Genomic DNA, 15,015 nt, shown 5'->3' on the forward strand with positions numbered 1-15,015 from the left:
CCCCTCACACGTCCAGCAGCGGGCGATGCTTGATGTGCCGGGCGAACACGGCCATGAACTGCGGATCGACGCGCGCACCCCACACCGCCAGCGAATGGCCGACGATCCAGAGCACGGCACCGGGAATCCACAATTGCAGGCCCAGCCCGACAGCAGCGGCCAGTGTGCCGTTGGCGATTGCCACGGTGCGCGGTGCGCCCCCCAGCAAAATCGGCTCCGTCAGTGAGCGGTGCAATGGCACCTCGAACCCGGCCGCGAAGGTATCCAGGGCGCTCATACGACAGCCCCGCCGGAGAAGCTGAAGAACGACAGGAAGAAGCTGGAAGCCGCGAATGCGATGGACAGGCCGAACACGATCTGGATCAGCTTGCGGAATCCGCCCGACGTGTCGCCGAAGGCCAGCGCGAGGCCCGTGGCGATGATGATGATGACCGCGACGATGCGAGCCACCGGCCCCTGGATGGATTCGAGGATGGATTGCAGCGGGCCTTCCCACGGCATTGAGGAGCCGGCGGCCTGCGCGGTTCCGGCCAGGAACAGCAGTAGCGCGGCCAGCAGCAGCCCTTGCCCCGCAGGGCGGCCCAGGCAGCGCAGCCGCGCGAGGTTGGACAGGTGAGAAGTCGGATTTACGGAAACACGGAAAGCATGGGCGTGCGTCATGGCAGTTCTCCAAAGGGATTGAAGGACGGAGACGAGGAAGTCGCCGCAGCGGATGCGGCATCGGGAACTGGCGACAGCTCGGGAAACGGCGTGTCCATCGCGTCCGCCAGTTGGTAGCCAACGCCGTCGAAACCGACGACGCGGGCGATGCTCTCGATGCGGCGCTTGCGTCCGCGCCCGGCGATGTGGATCACCACGTTGACCGCCTCTGCGACCAGCGCACGCGGCGGGTTCACCGCCACTTCGAGAATCAGTTGCTCCAGGCGCAGCAGCGCGCCGAGCGCGGAGCCGGCGTGGATCGTTGCGATGCCGCCCGGATGGCCGGTGCCCCACACCTTGATGAGATCCAGCGCCTCGGCGCCGCGCACCTCGCCGACGACGACGCGATCCGGCCGCAGGCGCATGGACGAGCGCACCAGCTCCGTCATGGACACCACGCCTGCGCGCGTGCGCAGCGGTACGTGGTCGCGGGCCGCGCATTGCAGCTCCACCGTGTCTTCGAGCACCAACACGCGGTCGCCCGTGGCGGCAATCTCGGCCAGCAGCGCGTTGGCCAAGGTCGTCTTGCCGCTGCTGGTGGCGCCGGCGATCAGGATGTTCTGGCGCTCGCGCACGGCGCGAACGAGAAAGCCCGCCTGGGCACTGGTCATCATCCCGTCGATGACGTACCGCTCCAGCGGGATCACGCCGATGGCGCGCTTGCGCAGCGCGAAGGCTGGCCCTGGCGCGGCGGGCGGCAAGATGCCCTCGAAGCGTTCGCCGGTTTCGGGCAGTTCGGCGGATAGCAGCGGCTGGCCGCGATGGATTTCCGCACCGACATGGGCCGCGACGAGGCGGATGATCCGCTCGCCATCGGCCTCGGGCATCTCCACGCCCATCGGCGCGCGGCCCGACGACAGGCGATCCACCCAAAGGGTGCGATCGGGGTTGAGCATGATTTCCACCACGTCGGGGTCTTCCAGCGCGGTAGCGATCAGCGGCCCCATCGCCGTGCGCAGCATCTGGATACGCCGGTCGAGCGACGTGGCGCTCATGGATTGCGGCACGGCGCTCATGACGCACGCTCCTGCGCTTGCGCGGCTGCCACCGCGTCCTCCATCCGCATCGGGTCGGGGTGCAGTTCTTCCACCACGTCACGCACCAGGCTTCGGCCCCGCAGCAGATGGCGGCCAAGCTGCTCGGTGAACTGCTCGAAGCGTGCTTTGCCCTGAGCGCGAGCGGCGTCTTGGTGCGCCTCGGGAACCGGCGTGCTCACGGTCAGGTAGTAGCGGATGAACAGCGCCAGCGTCTCGATGGCGATGTTCTGGTCGCGCTCCATGCGCTCCGCCTGCCGCGAGAGGCGATCAAGCCGCTTAGCGATGGCCGCCTCGCGCTGGTCGGCCGCATCGGGCGACAGCCACGATGCGAGCGCCGCCGCGACGATGGACGACTTGGACACGCCTTTCTTGGCGGCAAGCTCATCGAGCCGCTTGGCGTGCTCGGGCTGGATAAAGAGGTTCAGGCGGTAGTGGCTCATAGCTCGATTCCGTCGTTGGGGTCGAGGGAAGCCAGCCGGGCCGTGCGCTGCATGGCTGGATCAAGCTGGCGAGGAAGGGGAAGCGGCAGGTCGTCGTCATCGAGCAGCGCGAGGTCGGCTGCGGGAGCGGCCAGCTCGGGTGCGTAGGCGACGGCTTCGGAAAGCTCGTGTTGACGGCGCGGGCCGCCGTCGTCGGCGATCAAGCTCCCCAGGCCATCGGCGGATGCCGTGGCGGGTATGGCAGGCGTCGGCGGAATCGCCAGCCCGCTCCAGTCGTCCGGGCGCAGCGGCGGCGCGTCGGCGTACTGCCCGCCCGCAAGCGCGGGCGGCGGCAGCACGCGGCGCTTGAAATTGGCGTCCGCGTAGTAGCGCAGCTTCTTGGCCTTGATCGGTGCGACGCTGGACACCATCACCACCGCCTCGTCAGGCGGAAGCTGCATCACCTCGCCCGGCGTTAGCAGCGGGCGCGCTGTTTCTTGGCGCGACACCATCAAATGCCCGAGCCACGGCGCGAGCCGGTGGCCCGCATAGTTGCGCTGCGCACGCAGCTCGGTGGCGGTGCCGAGCGTTTCGGAAATGCGTTTGGCCGTGCGTTCGTCGTTGGTGGCGAACGTCACGCGCACATGGCAGTTGTCCAGAATCGAATGGTTCTGGCCGTAGGCTTTGTCGATCTGGTTCAGGCTCTGAGCGATGAGGAAGCTGCGAATGCCGTAGCCCGCCATGAAGGCCAAGGCCGTCTCGAAGAAGTCCAGGCGGCCCAGCGCCGGGAATTCGTCGAGCATCAGCAGCAGCTTGTGGCGACGCTCGATGCCGTCGGAGCCATCGAGCGATTCGGTGAGGCGCCGGCCGATCTGGTTGAGGATCAGGCGAATGAGCGGCTTCGTCCGCGAAATGTCCGAAGGCGGAACCACCAGATACAGCGATACCGGATGCTCGGCCGCGATCAGGTCCGCGATGCGCCAGTCGCAACGCGAAGTGACTTCAGCCACCGTGGGATCGCGGTACAGGCCGAGGAATGACATGGCCGTGGACAACACGCCCGAGCGTTCGTTGTCAGACTTGTTGAGCACTTCGCGCGCCGCCGAAGCGACGACGGGATGCGGCCCATCGCCCAGGTGGGGCGTGGTCATCATCCGGCGCAAGGTCAGCTCGAAGGGGCTGGCCGGGTCGGACAGGAAGTTGGCGACACCGCGCAGCGTCTTGTCCTCGCCCGCGTAGAGCACATGCAGAATGGCGCCGACCAGCAACGCATGTGAGGTCTTTTCCCAGTGGTTGCGTTTCTCCAGTGCGCCTTCGGGATCAACCAGAATGTCCGCAATGTTCTGCACGTCGCGCACTTCATGCGCGCCGCGCCGCACTTCCAGCAGCGGGTTGTAGGCGGCCGACTTCGCATCGGTCGGGTTGAACAGCAGACAATGCGAGAAGCGCGAGCGCCAGCCGGCGGTGATCTGCCAGTTCTCGCCCTTGATGTCGTGGATGACGGCCGACGCGGGCCAGCTCAACAAGGTGGGCACTACCAGGCCCACGCCCTTACCCGAGCGCGTAGGCGCGAAGGTCAGGACGTGTTCCGGGCCTTCATGTCGCAGGTACTGGCGATCGTGCTGGCCGAGGAACACGCCGGCCGGCTGTGTGAGGCCGGCTTTGCGAATGTCATCCGCGTTTGCCCAACGGGCCGAGCCGTAGGTCGTGACCAGGCGCGATTGCCGCGAGCGCCAGATCGACATGCCAATCGCCACCAGCACGGCGACAAGGCCGCTGCCGCCCGCGATGGCGCCGCCGGTATCAAACACGCGCGGCGCGTAGGCGTCGAAGAAGAACCACCACTCGAACAGCCGCCACGGTTGATAGACCGGCGTGCCGAAGAAATCAAACCAGGGCGAGCCAAGGCGTAGTTGGTAGCCAAGGGCTGCTGCTGTCCATTGTGTGGCGCTCCACACTCCGGCGATCACGATGCCGAATACCACGGCAATCTGACCGAACAGCACGTTCGTCCCCTGCATGACCTGGCCTCCGATTTCTCCTGCGCCTTTTCCTCATGGAAAGAGCGGCACAAGGACGTGCCGCAAGCGTCAGATTCGGTGCCGGGTCAGTGCCGGTCAAAGACCGTTTTCAGCAGAAAAGTCGATGAAATTGGCAGAATGAGCGTGGTGGCGAGTCAAATAAAAACGCCGCAAGCGTGGGCGCATTGCGGCGTGTCAAACAGAAAGTTGAAGGCGATGCGGCGAACCGTCAACGATCAGAACTTGGGCGATTCCTTCGGCGGTGTGTATGTGGTTTCGCCGTCGCCATAGAACCGCTTTCGCGTGGCTTCGGCGACCCGGTTGCACAGCATATCGCCCAGCTTGGGGCGATCGGTCTTGCATCGCTGCCGCAGTTCCTTTAGCCGTCCGGGGTTGGCTGCAAGTTCTTCCACAGTCGGGATATCTGCCTCCGAATTGGTGGCTTTCTGCGGTGCTTCGGACTGGCCGCAGGCAGTCAATGTCGCGACTAGCAAGAGTGGAATTGTCATTTTCATCGCGCAGGCTCCTCTGGGAGATCAAGACTGCAGCCAGGGAGCAGCCTCGGGCGCTCCAGCGATTCGATGGCCTGGACGCGCTCAATGAAGCGCACCAGTACATCGGAAGGCTCGCCCTCGGGATGCAATAGGTAGGTCGTCAGCGGCGGCACACGTGCCGCCAACGGCCGGCCTACCACGCCTGGTTCACGACTAGCGGCAATATGCGCGGCACCTGCCAGCCCAAGTGCGAAGCCTGCCGATACCAGCGCCATCATCAAATCGCAAGAAGCAACTCGCTCCGCAATGAGCGGTTCCGTGTCCATCCGACGCAGCACCCTATCAACATGTCTGGCATGACCTTCACAAACCTGTGGATCGCACAAGACGAGCGGATAGCGCAGCAGTTCTTCCAGGGGAATTCGCTTATGAGCCAGCAGCGGATGCCGCGCCGGCACCGCGACCATGAGCGTATCGCTCCAGGCAGGCGTGGCGACGATGCCGTCGCCTACCTCATTCGACTGTGCAAATCCAACATCGTACAGATCATCGTGCAACCCCTTGATCTGCTGTGACAAAGGAATTTCGAAGAGGCGAATATCAACGTCGGGCTCTTCCTGCCGGCACAGCGCCAGTAGCGCTGGTAGGCGAGACGGTGAGATTCCATCCGACAAGGCAACACGCAATTGACGGTGAAATCCATTAGCGGCAGCCTTCACACTGTCTCGTGCCTGCTGCAACGCTGCAAATACGCGTGGAACATGCTCCAGGAACATATTTCCAGAACGAGTCAGCCGGGTATTTCGGGTAGTCCGCACGAAAAGCTGGGCACCTAACTCCTCTTCCAGCTCTTTGATAGTCCGCGACAAAGGCGATTGCTCGATATGCAGTCGTTCAGCCGCGCGTGCAAAATGCAGCTCTTCGGCCACGGCAAGAAAGCATCGCAGGTGCCGCAGTTCCATGGGAACTATCTACCTGGGGATGGCTCGGATGCCCAGCATTCGGCAAGCTTGCGGGCCTCGGCCTGCGTTTCGACCGCCTCATGTTGCATACCGAACGCTCTTGCCAGCATCCCCCCCATCTGCCTTGCCTCCTCTCGGCGCACAGGGTCGGGCTCAATACTGATGAATCCCTTGCACACTCGGCTCATCTCCGCTTTGTTCTGCTTGAGCCACAACGCCCTGTGCCTTAGGTCCTGTTGATCTTCATCTCCGCGAAGCTGGTCATACACAATGACGAAAGGCACCCCGTACCGAATAAGCGAAACCGTTTCGGCCTCCCATTGCTTTGCGTAGCCAGGTCTAGCAGAGTCGTTCCTGAAGACGACCATCGGATGGTGGCTAATGTCATGCACCAAGAAGTTCTGAGGGTTAAGGTTCATAGTCAGTCTGCTCCATTGAACAATTGAGTACCCGAGCGAGTCGAGGGGTCACGATGCTGCTAGGCGTGCACACAGCAGTTCCTCGCGAATGGCAGTCAGAATTCGACAAAAAACGATGGCAGGCAGCGATGTCGTCGGCGCTTCTGCCCGACCCGTATCGTGGACCAGTTCCAGCCCATTCGTGGACAGCAGTGCCCTCTGCAATCCTATGGATTGATCGATTCGTGCCCGAATAGCGGACTCAATAAGCTGATGATGCTGCGTTGAGCCGTAGGGCAAGCATTGGCGGTTCCAGTAGGCACCACTGCGATCCGCCAGATCTCCGAGTTGTTTTGCATCCCAGCCACTCAGATGAAAGGCCTGCAGCCGGCGCGGATCGCTCTCTGGAAATTTGATGCCTTGTATGAACCCCTCAACGGACGCAAACAGCATGTCGTGGAATACGAATGGTGAAAGTCCGAAGTTGGAAAGCGCCAGCCCACGCCAGTCGGCGGAGGTGCTGGAGATATTTAGAAAGGTCGTCTTGCTGCTCATTTCGTTACCTCACGAACCTGTAGTTCCCAAAGCGCTGCCCCCTGCATAGCGGTGGACGGCGCAAGCGATGACATCAATGACGAGCTTGCGGATGCTCACCCCCGATCGTTCGAGAGCGGCCTGCAAGCAAGCCAAAGATCACCATCACGATCGAGAGCCCCATGCCGATATACAGAACGGCAATCCAGCTACCGGTGAGGTCATGGAGCTTGCCCGCAAGCGTCGGACCGCATGCCGCCAGAAAGTAGCCAACACACTGGGCCATGCCTGAAAGCGACGCGGCCTGGTGGGCGCTGTTAGCCCGCAGGCCCATGAACATCAACGCCAGCAGCACACCACCGCCAGAGCCCAGGCCGAAGCAGAACGCCCACAAGGAGGCCCAGGACGGCGCCACGCAGAATCCGAGAAGGGCCACGGCCATCAGCCCACCCATAATGGCGGCGACCAGCCTTTGGTCCTTCATACGGCTGACGATGGGACCAAGCAGGAGGCCGGGCACTGCCGAAGCGAATTGCATGACACCATGAAGCGAGCCGGCAACCTCCGGAGAAATACCCGAGGAAGTCAGAACGGACGGCAGCCACGCGACCAACACGTAATACACCAGTGAATTAATGCCCATGAACAAGGTCACCTGCCACGCCAATGCGGAATGCCATACCCGTCCACCATGAGGGGCCGAGGCAGTTCCCTTGGCCGGCGCGGTATGAGACCCCAACTGGCTGGACCACACCAGGGCGGCAACCAACGGAAAGACGAAGGTAGCGCCAAGCGCGCCTTGCCAGCCGAACGCATGTCCCAGCGGCACGGCACTCGCGGATGCCAGCGCGGCCGCGCCGCCTATGGCAATGGAGCAGACGCCCATAACGGTGGGCACCTTTGCCGGGAAGTCACGTTTGACCAGGCTGGGGAGCAGCACATTGCCCACGGCGATGCCGACACCGATGGTGGCCGTGCCCAGATACAGGGTCCACACAGGCCCGACGGATCGGACCACCACGCCGGCCGCGATAAGCAGTAGCGCCCCGAACAGCGAACGCTCCAGTCCGTATTCCCTCGCGAACATCGCGGCAAAGGGAGAAATGATGCCGAACGCCAACAACGGTAGCGTCGTCAAGAGCCCCGCTTGTGCCGGCGACAGCGCAAACGCCGACTGCAGTGTCTCCAGAACGGGAGCAACGCCCGTAATGGGCGCACGCAGGTTGGTCGCGATCAAAAGGAGCCCTGCTATCAGCAAAGCTGGTCGGGCAACCGCCAAGGCTGCATCACGATTACTCATTCATAACTCCAAAAACAGACAATCAGTACCGCAATCTATCGCTTGGACCTAAATATGAATTTAGCTAGAATGACAACAGATCGCTAAATTCTGCCAAGGTAATTCCAATGGCCATGTCGCTAGAACCGTCGTTGAGAAATTTCGACGAAACCAAGGTGCGCGGCCCAGTAGTGGGGATGCGTGTGAACATCGCCGAGCAAAAGAGCGAAGTCCCGGTACATCAACATCGACAAGGACAGCTAGTCCTTGCTCTGAAGGGTGGCGTGACCTGCGAAGTACCTAATGCGATTTGGATGGTTCCCCCGCGCTGTGCCGTGTGGATTCCAGGACAAATGCCCCACAGTGTTCGCGCCACCGCAAACGCACGGATTTGTTACCTCTTCGTGCAACCAGGTGCAGCGCAATTGCCAGACCAATGCTGCACGCTCTCCATCACTCCCCTGGTGCGCGAGTTGGTGCTGCACATGGCTGACCAGGCTCCCGAGTACCTTCCAGACAGCCGAGTGGGACGCAAGGCCGTCGTGCTTCTGGAGGAACTCGCACAAATGCCGGTCGAGCAGCTATACCTGCCAACATCGAACGAACCTCGGATGCGCAAGATTGCGAAGATGCTCTCGGACGATCCAGCGGATCGAAGGACACTTGCCGATTGGGCCAAGCTGGTCGCCATGAGCGAACGCTCGCTAGCCCGACTCGTCCAACAGGAGACAGGCCTGACGTTCGGCCGCTGGCGCCAGCAACTGCACTTAATCGTTGCCATGCGCCAGCTTTCCTCCGGGCAGACGGTTCAGCGAGTAGCGGACCAATTGGGCTACGACTCGGTCACCGCCTTCATCACCATGTTCAAGAAGGCTGTCGGAAAGCCCCCTGCGCGATACTTCGCGGAACTCACACAAGGCGAAGAGCCGTAGGGACGTTCGGATTACTCGAACTTGTACGTCATATTCACCATGAAGTTACGAGGCTCGCCGTACAGGTAGTGGTTGTAGAACCCCGTCATCGTGTAGTACTTGCGATCAAACAGGTTGTTGACGTTCGCCGTGATGGTGGTGTTTTTCGAGACGTCGTAGCGTGCCATCAACGAGGCGAGCGCATAAGAAGCCTGGCCAACTTGGACTTCTCCTTGAGGTCCCGTCGCCGTCCCATAAAAGCGGCTCTGCCAGTTCACCCCACCGCCGATCGTCAAGCGATTCCAGTCACCCGGTAACCGGTAAGTGGTGAACAGGCGCGCCGTCGTTCGAGGAATCTGCGTGCTCAAGCGCTGGCCGTCGCCTTGCGATGCTGTGAAATGAGAGATGCCCGCGTAAAGGTTCCAATCACGCGCAATCTCGCCCTGAACATTGATGTCAAATCCTCGCGACTTGGTGCCGTTGGCCGCGTAATACGCCTGAGAACCGTCGGGAAGCAGATGGCCGCTGTCAATCTGCGGCACACCGTCTAGTCGAGCCTCGAACACTGCGAAGGACGCGTTCAGACGACCGTCCAGATACTCGCCCTTGATGCCAACCTCGGTATTTTTCCCCTTGGTCGGCCCAAGCACCTTATCGTTGCGGTCGCGATCGGTCTGCGGCTTGAAGATTTCCGTGTAGCTGGTGTACACCGAGTAGGTATCGTCAATGTCGTAGACCAACCCCGCGTACGGGATCAGCTTGTTGTCCTTCTTATAGTGAAATGGCTCCCCCCTGCTGCTGTCCCGCTCCATTTCGTAGTTGCTCAGCCGAGCACCGATAATCAGCTTGAGCGGGTCAGCCAACGAGAAGCGGGCCGCGCTATAGAGGCCGGTCTGCTTGATGGTCGTACTGGATGCGTCGTGCGGAAAGCTGGCGAAGTCGGGCTTTGGATAGTTGCCATTCCAGTCGTAGATGCTACCGATAGGGTCCGTCGGGAAGATGAAAGCAGAGTTGTCATGTGCACGGAGCCGGGACGTTGACGCGCCAACCATCAGTTCGTGATCACGCCCGAACAACGCAAACGGTCCAGAGGCCATAACGTCAAAATTGTTCTGCCGACTATTGCTGCGGCCTCCCAGGGCAATCGGCCACAAACCTTCCCCCGAGGCGCGATCCGGATAGCCGTTCATCGAGAACAGCTCGCTTGAGCTGTCCACACGTCGGTGCTCCGCGTTGGCGCGAACGCTCCATCCGTTATCGAACTCATGTTCCAAGCGCGCGAAGGTCGTATTGATCCGGTTGCTCCAATGGCTCCAACGCGGCGCGGTGTTCTTGGACCGGGACCAATCGGTGCGCGATCCATCGGAATAGAACAGCGACTGGCCACCCCAGGTAATCCCCTTCGGGTCGCTATCCTGGTATTCGTGGCCCAGGCTCAGGGTCGTGCTCGACGTCAGATCTGCCTCGACCACACCGTAGAAGGCCTGCCGACGCTGCTGGTAATAGTCGAGGAAGGAATTGCGGTCCTGATAGGCAGCTACCACCCGTGCACGGACATTGCCGGAGGTGGTAAGCGGCGTGGACACGTCCAACACCCCCCGATAGTTGTCCCAAGAACCAGCCCCCAGCGAACCAGTCAGAGAGAACTCACGCAACGGCCGCCTGCGAACGAGGTTGACCGAGGCTGACGGATCGCCGACCCCCTGCAGCAGACCAGTGGCTCCACGTACCACCTCGACCCGATCGTAAAATGCCGTGTCCAGCACCCCCTCACCTGGCAGGAACGATCCGGGAATGTATGTCGTGGGCACGCCATCGTACTGAAAGCTGTCGATACTGAAACCACGCGAATAGTAAGAAACACGTTCCGTGTCCAATGTGGTCGAGCTGATCCCGGTCGTGTTTTCCAGAACATCCTTCACTGAGTTCAACTGCTGATCGTCCATACGCTGACGCGTCACGACAGTCACCGACTGCGGAGTTTCTCGCGGCGAAAGGCTCAGTCCCGTGGCCGCTTTGGTTGTCCCGGTGGTGTATGAGCCAGTCCCTTCTGTATCGGCTCCTGGTCTTTGCGCGGAAACCGTCACCGCGGGGAGAACCGTAACACCGCTTCGTTCCTCCCTGCTTTGCGGCGATACCGCAACGGCCCCTTCTGTCTCCGTGGAAGCCGCATATGCAGGTAGAACGGTCGGTAGGAGCAAGGCGTAGAGCCATGTCATTGGGTGGTGAAGGTTTTTTCGGGCGCAAGCCGGCCCCTGGCGATGAATTGCCATGTCAATAAACTCCTCGAATTCAGAAACGCAACGGAGACCGAGTTGCTCGCTCTAAGGGATATCCGTCAGCGTGGTAGACGCTGGGGTATGGCAGCGTCGCTGGAGACAATGCGCAGGCGTGGTCCTATCAGCCGGTATAGCCCTTCAGAACTTCGTCGATGAGCATTTCCAGGGAAGTGACGCCGGCGCCGGTGAGATACCAAACATCCGGATTCACGAAGACCACGCGGCCGGTCTTCCAGGCTTTGGTCTGCCGCAACAATGGGTTGTCCAGTGCCTTGGGATCTACAGGCTTGCGATCATGGGCAGCGGTCCGGTCCACGACATAGATGATGTCCGGGTCGGCATCGTGAATGAATTCGTTCGAGATCGGCTGGCCATGCAGTCCGGGTTCGATGTGCTGGCTGGCCGGCTTGACACCTAGGGTATCGAAGATGAAGCCGTAACGAGATTGAACACCGAACGCGGTGAACGCGCCGTTGTTGTGCATCACGATGAGCGCCTTCTCCGGGCGATCCTTGATAACAGCACGCGCTTGATCGACCTTGGTTTCGATCTCATGGATCTTCTTGCGTGCCTGGTCTTCCACCCCGAACACGTGCCCCAACGTCATGAGCTGCTTCTTGACGCCACCGATGTAGTCGCCGTGTTGGTTCATGTAGTCCACATCGAAGTAGATCGTTGGAGCGATCTGGGACAACTCCTGATAGCTACCGGCCTCCAGAGGCGAAATCAACACCAAGTCAGGCTTCACTGCATAAAGTTGTTCGAGATTGGGCTGCAGAACCCCGCCCACATCCTGAATTGCCGGATTATCCTGGTACTTCGAGAGAAATCGGGGAACATAGTCCTTCGGCATACCGACAATCGTAATTCCAAGCTGGTCCAGAGAGTCGAGTACGCTCATGTCATAGGGAACGACCCGTTTCGGCCGAGCCTTGAGAACGGTGGTTCCCAACTCGTGTTGCACTGTGATGACGTTTGAATCTGCAACGGCGCGCTCTTGCGCAGCCAAATCTTTCGCTCCTGTTTGCGCCGACTTCCCGGCTTTGCCATCGCAGCCCTGTAATGCGGTCACCGAAACCAAGAGCAAGGCCGCGGCCCACCAATACCTGCTTCTATTCGACTTCATCTTAGTTCTCCTGCTGGTTTGAAGTAGTTGCATACGCACCCGCGAGCGGTGCGCATGATCTCGAAATCCAACTCGTAAAGTTCACGCAGCCGATGTTCCGAAATGGCCTCGGCAGCCTGGCCGCTGAAACTGACGGTGCCGCCCTTCATCGCAACGATGTGATCCGAATAGTTGGCGGCAAAGTTGATGTCATGAACCACCATCACCACCGTGCGGCCGCGTTCGTCACACAGGCGGCGCAAGGCCTGCATGATCTGCACGGAATGCTTCATATCCAGGTTGTTGAGCGGCTCATCGAGCAACAGGCAGTCGGTCTGCTGCGCCACCGTCATCGCCAGAAACGCCATCTGGCGCTGGCCGCCGCTAAGCTCATCGATGTAGCGCTCTCTCAATCCATCCAGGGAGAGAAAGGCCAAGGCTTCGTCGATTTCCCTTTGGTCACGTGCATCGAGTGATCCGCGGGTATAGGGGAATCGGCCGAAAGCCACCAGCTCCTCGACCGTCAGGCGGAGGTTGATATCGGGTGCCTGACGCAGCGTGGCGACACGCGTTGCGTACTCCCTGGGACGGAAATCCAGAACGGTCCTATCGCCGATCCTGATCGCGCCGCTGGTGGGCTCCAGCAAACGCGCGACCAACATCAGCAAGGTGCTCTTTCCTGCGCCATTGGGTCCAATCAGGGAGGTCAGTTTTCCGGCAGGGAACCGAACGCTGACATTGGACAGCACCGGTTTTCCGTTGTACGCCTTGCAAAGGTCTTCCGTCGTGATCATGCATTACCTCGTGTACGCACCATCAGCATGAGGAAGTAGGCCCCGCATACGAGGTTGACGAGAATGCTGACGGTGGTCGTGTAGTTGAAAACGTGCTCGACCAGGAGCTGAGCGATGATGAAGATGCCGACCGCCACTGCGCATCCAGTGGGGAGCGTCAGGCGATGCCATGTGGATTTGGTCATCGAGTACGTGATGTTCGCGACGAAGATCCCCATGAAGGCTGTCGGCCCGATTAGGCTGGTAGAGACGGCCACCAATGCCGCGATGATGGACAGGTAAAGCCTCACGCTCCGCTTGTAGTCCAATCCGAGCGACAAGGATTGTTCGCGTCCCAGCGCCAGAACGTCCAATGAAGGAAGTGTTTTCGCTAAGACGATGGAGATGGCGGCGAGCAGCACCGCCGCATAGGCCAGTTGCTCTGGCTGCGCCCGGTTGAAGGACGCATAGATGAACCCCTGGACGATGCCGAAATCTCCCGGGCTGATCTTGAGCTGGATGAACTGGATCATCGTGCCGAACAGCATGGTCAGCACCAGGCCCACCAACAGCAAGAAGTACACGTTGCGCCTGCCATCCTTGAAAAAGTAGCGATGGACGGCCCACGAGTAGGCCAGCATGAAGACGATAGAGAGGAAAAAGCTCTCGTTGCGGCCGATGGCGATCAGGCCATGCCCGCCCAGAACCAGCGTCAGCAACGATTGAAGAAGCAAGTAGACCGCTTCGTATCCCATGACAGCAGGGGTAAGTATCCGGTTACCCGCAATGGTCTGAAACACGATGGAAGAGACTGCGACGCAGACTCCGCCGATCACGATGGCTCCCAAACGGTTCAGGCGCTTGGGAATGACATATTCAAAGTCGAAACCCGATTGGACGAAGATGAAAATCAACGCAGCCGCGATGACCAGGGTCCATAGCCAGTACCTGTTGAGCACGCGCGTCATTTGAGCTTCCTCAACAACAGCACGAGGAACAGCAGTCCGCCCAGGCCGCCTGCGGTCATACCGATGGGTACTTCAAACGGATAGATCAGAAGGCGGCCAACGATGTCGCACCCAAGCAGGAGTGACGCGCCCGATAGAGCCACGATGGGCAAGGTTCGGCGTAGGTTTTCACCGCAGCGCAGCGCCACCAGGTTTGGGATCACCAGTCCGACGAAAGGAATCGCCCCCACCGCAATAACGGAAGCGGACACAGTGACCGCGACCAACAGCAAACCCACGGCGGCAGTCCCCGAATAGTTCAGGCCCAAACTGGTCGCCGCGTCTTCCCCCATCCCCATTACCGTGAAGCGATGGGCAAACAGGTAGGTAAGCGAAACGATGGGGACGATCAGATAAATGATCTCGTAGTTGCCCTGGACGATCTTGGAGAAATCACCCAGCAACCAACCCTGCATGCTTTGCACAATGTTGTGGCGATAGGCGTAGAACTCTGCGACCGCGCTCAGGACACTGCCGTACATCAGCCCTACGACAGGAACCAACACCGTGTTCCTGAACTTTATTCGCCGGATAATCGCGACATAGAGCATGCACGCCGCGAAGCAGAACAGCAGCGCGAACAACATCTTTCCTATGGTCCCCGCCCCTGGCGTGAGTACCAGCGAAAGCAGAATTCCCAGTTTCGCTGCATCCAGGCCGCCAGAGGTCGCAGGCTCGGCAAACTTGTTCCGAACAATCTGCTGAAGAATCACGCCGCAAATGGATAGCCCCACCCCGGTCAAGACGAGTGCTGCCAAGCGGGGAATACGGCTTACCGTTAGCGTCAGCCATGAATCACCGGAAACTGCGAAAACCTGCGACCACGAGATGTGCGTCACGCCGACGAACAGCGACGCAAAACAAAGGAATCCAAACAAGCTGAATAGACGTGCACGAGCCACGAAATTGCCCTGGCAGAGTTCGTTTCAGGCCGGTGTTCGATACGCGCAGCCGTAGGACGTCCATGTTAGTTTTTTGATGCGAATGATTGCTATTAACAACGGACCGCGAATCGCTAAATCCTGCCAATCGCAACGGATCACGCTGCGTCTTGCGTCAGAGTGCTACAGGAGGGACATCTCCCTTATCCACGGTTT

15 protein-coding genes are annotated in these 15,015 nt (G+C 60.3%); 1 reads left to right on the top strand and 14 read right to left on the bottom strand.

The features are described from left to right. Window positions 1-4 precede the first annotated feature (4 nt). The 9 genes from WCE05_RS13610 to WCE05_RS13650 all read right to left on the bottom strand — a co-directional run bounded on the left by WCE05_RS13610 (window position 5) and on the right by WCE05_RS13650 (window position 7,864). Complete coding sequence (locus WCE05_RS13610) at window positions 5-277, bottom strand: VirB3 family type IV secretion system protein (protein ID WP_128622892.1); 273 nt, start codon at window positions 275-277, stop codon at window positions 5-7. After that, complete coding sequence (locus tag WCE05_RS13615; RefSeq protein WP_128622893.1) at window positions 274-660, bottom strand: TrbC/VirB2 family protein; 387 nt, start codon at window positions 658-660, stop codon at window positions 274-276. Before WCE05_RS13615 ends, WCE05_RS13610 begins: the two co-directional genes overlap by 4 nt. Further along, window positions 657-1,715 (bottom strand): P-type conjugative transfer ATPase TrbB, encoded by a 1,059-nt coding sequence (trbB, locus tag WCE05_RS13620; RefSeq protein ID WP_171891527.1) that lies wholly within the window; start codon window positions 1,713-1,715, stop codon window positions 657-659. Before trbB ends, WCE05_RS13615 begins: the two co-directional genes overlap by 4 nt. Then, window positions 1,712-2,176, bottom strand: coding sequence for a ribbon-helix-helix protein, CopG family (locus WCE05_RS13625; RefSeq protein WP_128622895.1), 465 nt, complete (start codon window positions 2,174-2,176; stop codon window positions 1,712-1,714). The genes trbB and WCE05_RS13625 overlap by 4 nt, the downstream gene beginning before the upstream one ends. Next, window positions 2,173-4,176 carry a conjugal transfer protein TraG gene (locus tag WCE05_RS13630; protein ID WP_171891528.1) on the bottom strand — a complete coding sequence of 668 codons (2,004 nt, stop codon included), beginning with the start codon at window positions 4,174-4,176 and terminating at the stop codon, window positions 2,173-2,175. The genes WCE05_RS13625 and WCE05_RS13630 overlap by 4 nt, the downstream gene beginning before the upstream one ends. A gap of 236 nt (window positions 4,177-4,412) precedes the next feature. Beyond that, the gene (locus WCE05_RS13635) at window positions 4,413-4,691 is read right to left on the bottom strand and encodes an entry exclusion lipoprotein TrbK (protein ID WP_171891529.1); all 279 of its coding nucleotides are present in this window, start codon (window positions 4,689-4,691) and stop codon (window positions 4,413-4,415) included. After that, window positions 4,688-5,632: a LysR family transcriptional regulator gene (locus WCE05_RS13640; protein ID WP_171891530.1), complete on the bottom strand. Its 945-nt coding sequence runs from the start codon at window positions 5,630-5,632 to the stop codon at window positions 4,688-4,690. Before WCE05_RS13640 ends, WCE05_RS13635 begins: the two co-directional genes overlap by 4 nt. A 467-nt stretch (window positions 5,633-6,099) precedes the next feature. Then, window positions 6,100-6,585, bottom strand: coding sequence for a hypothetical protein (locus WCE05_RS13645; RefSeq protein WP_128622900.1), 486 nt, complete (start codon window positions 6,583-6,585; stop codon window positions 6,100-6,102). Between the two features lie 73 nt (window positions 6,586-6,658). Further along, entirely contained in the window at window positions 6,659-7,864 is a 1,206-nt protein-coding gene (locus WCE05_RS13650; protein WP_171891531.1) for a CynX/NimT family MFS transporter, read from the bottom strand. A gap of 107 nt (window positions 7,865-7,971) precedes the next feature. On the opposite strand from WCE05_RS13650, the gene WCE05_RS13655 reads away from it, so the two are divergent. Beyond that, entirely contained in the window at window positions 7,972-8,775 is an 804-nt protein-coding gene (locus WCE05_RS13655) for a helix-turn-helix domain-containing protein (protein ID WP_069353302.1), read from the top strand. An 11-nt stretch (window positions 8,776-8,786) separates the two neighbouring features. Here the strand turns inward: WCE05_RS13655 and fhuE are convergent, their stop codons facing one another. The 5 genes from fhuE to WCE05_RS13680 form a co-directional block, all read right to left on the bottom strand. Next, a complete protein-coding gene (fhuE, locus tag WCE05_RS13660; protein WP_322961213.1) occupies window positions 8,787-11,027 on the bottom strand; it encodes a ferric-rhodotorulic acid/ferric-coprogen receptor FhuE in 2,241 nt (746 codons plus the stop codon). A 127-nt stretch (window positions 11,028-11,154) separates the two neighbouring features. Beyond that, window positions 11,155-12,159 carry a siderophore ABC transporter substrate-binding protein gene (locus WCE05_RS13665; RefSeq protein ID WP_198422359.1) on the bottom strand — a complete coding sequence of 335 codons (1,005 nt, stop codon included), beginning with the start codon at window positions 12,157-12,159 and terminating at the stop codon, window positions 11,155-11,157. Then, window positions 12,156-12,932 carry an ABC transporter ATP-binding protein gene (locus WCE05_RS13670; protein WP_069353299.1) on the bottom strand — a complete coding sequence of 259 codons (777 nt, stop codon included), beginning with the start codon at window positions 12,930-12,932 and terminating at the stop codon, window positions 12,156-12,158. Before WCE05_RS13670 ends, WCE05_RS13665 begins: the two co-directional genes overlap by 4 nt. Then, window positions 12,929-13,879 carry an iron chelate uptake ABC transporter family permease subunit gene (locus WCE05_RS13675; RefSeq protein ID WP_171891533.1) on the bottom strand — a complete coding sequence of 317 codons (951 nt, stop codon included), beginning with the start codon at window positions 13,877-13,879 and terminating at the stop codon, window positions 12,929-12,931. The genes WCE05_RS13670 and WCE05_RS13675 overlap by 4 nt, the downstream gene beginning before the upstream one ends. Further along, window positions 13,876-14,820 carry an ABC transporter permease gene (locus WCE05_RS13680; RefSeq protein ID WP_171891534.1) on the bottom strand — a complete coding sequence of 315 codons (945 nt, stop codon included), beginning with the start codon at window positions 14,818-14,820 and terminating at the stop codon, window positions 13,876-13,878. The genes WCE05_RS13675 and WCE05_RS13680 overlap by 4 nt, the downstream gene beginning before the upstream one ends. Between the last annotated feature and the right edge of the window lie 195 nt (window positions 14,821-15,015).

The organism is Pseudomonas sp. I2 (assembly GCF_040984075.1).
Lineage (GTDB): Bacteria > Pseudomonadota > Gammaproteobacteria > Pseudomonadales > Pseudomonadaceae > Aquipseudomonas > Aquipseudomonas guariconensis_B.

Excerpts from the sequence above, each read along its gene's own strand:
- WCE05_RS13630 (WP_171891528.1), bottom strand. The coding sequence starts at position 4,176 with ATGCAGGGGACGAACGTGCTGTTCGGTCAGATTGCCGTGGTATTCGGC.
- fhuE (WP_322961213.1), bottom strand. The coding sequence starts at position 11,027 with ATGGCAATTCATCGCCAGGGGCCGGCTTGCGCCCGAAAAAACCTTCAC.
- WCE05_RS13665 (WP_198422359.1), bottom strand. The coding sequence starts at position 12,159 with ATGAAGTCGAATAGAAGCAGGTATTGGTGGGCCGCGGCCTTGCTCTTG.
- WCE05_RS13640 (WP_171891530.1), bottom strand. The coding sequence starts at position 5,632 with ATGGAACTGCGGCACCTGCGATGCTTTCTTGCCGTGGCCGAAGAGCTG.
- WCE05_RS13650 (WP_171891531.1), bottom strand. The coding sequence starts at position 7,864 with ATGAGTAATCGTGATGCAGCCTTGGCGGTTGCCCGACCAGCTTTGCTG.
- WCE05_RS13635 (WP_171891529.1), bottom strand. The coding sequence starts at position 4,691 with ATGAAAATGACAATTCCACTCTTGCTAGTCGCGACATTGACTGCCTGC.
- WCE05_RS13675 (WP_171891533.1), bottom strand. The coding sequence starts at position 13,879 with ATGACGCGCGTGCTCAACAGGTACTGGCTATGGACCCTGGTCATCGCG.
- WCE05_RS13625 (WP_128622895.1), bottom strand. The coding sequence starts at position 2,176 with ATGAGCCACTACCGCCTGAACCTCTTTATCCAGCCCGAGCACGCCAAG.
- trbB (WP_171891527.1), bottom strand. The coding sequence starts at position 1,715 with ATGAGCGCCGTGCCGCAATCCATGAGCGCCACGTCGCTCGACCGGCGT.
- WCE05_RS13610 (WP_128622892.1), bottom strand. The coding sequence starts at position 277 with ATGAGCGCCCTGGATACCTTCGCGGCCGGGTTCGAGGTGCCATTGCAC.
- WCE05_RS13615 (WP_128622893.1), bottom strand. The coding sequence starts at position 660 with ATGACGCACGCCCATGCTTTCCGTGTTTCCGTAAATCCGACTTCTCAC.
- WCE05_RS13670 (WP_069353299.1), bottom strand. The coding sequence starts at position 12,932 with ATGATCACGACGGAAGACCTTTGCAAGGCGTACAACGGAAAACCGGTG.
- WCE05_RS13655 (WP_069353302.1), top strand. The coding sequence starts at position 7,972 with ATGGCCATGTCGCTAGAACCGTCGTTGAGAAATTTCGACGAAACCAAG.
- WCE05_RS13645 (WP_128622900.1), bottom strand. The coding sequence starts at position 6,585 with ATGAGCAGCAAGACGACCTTTCTAAATATCTCCAGCACCTCCGCCGAC.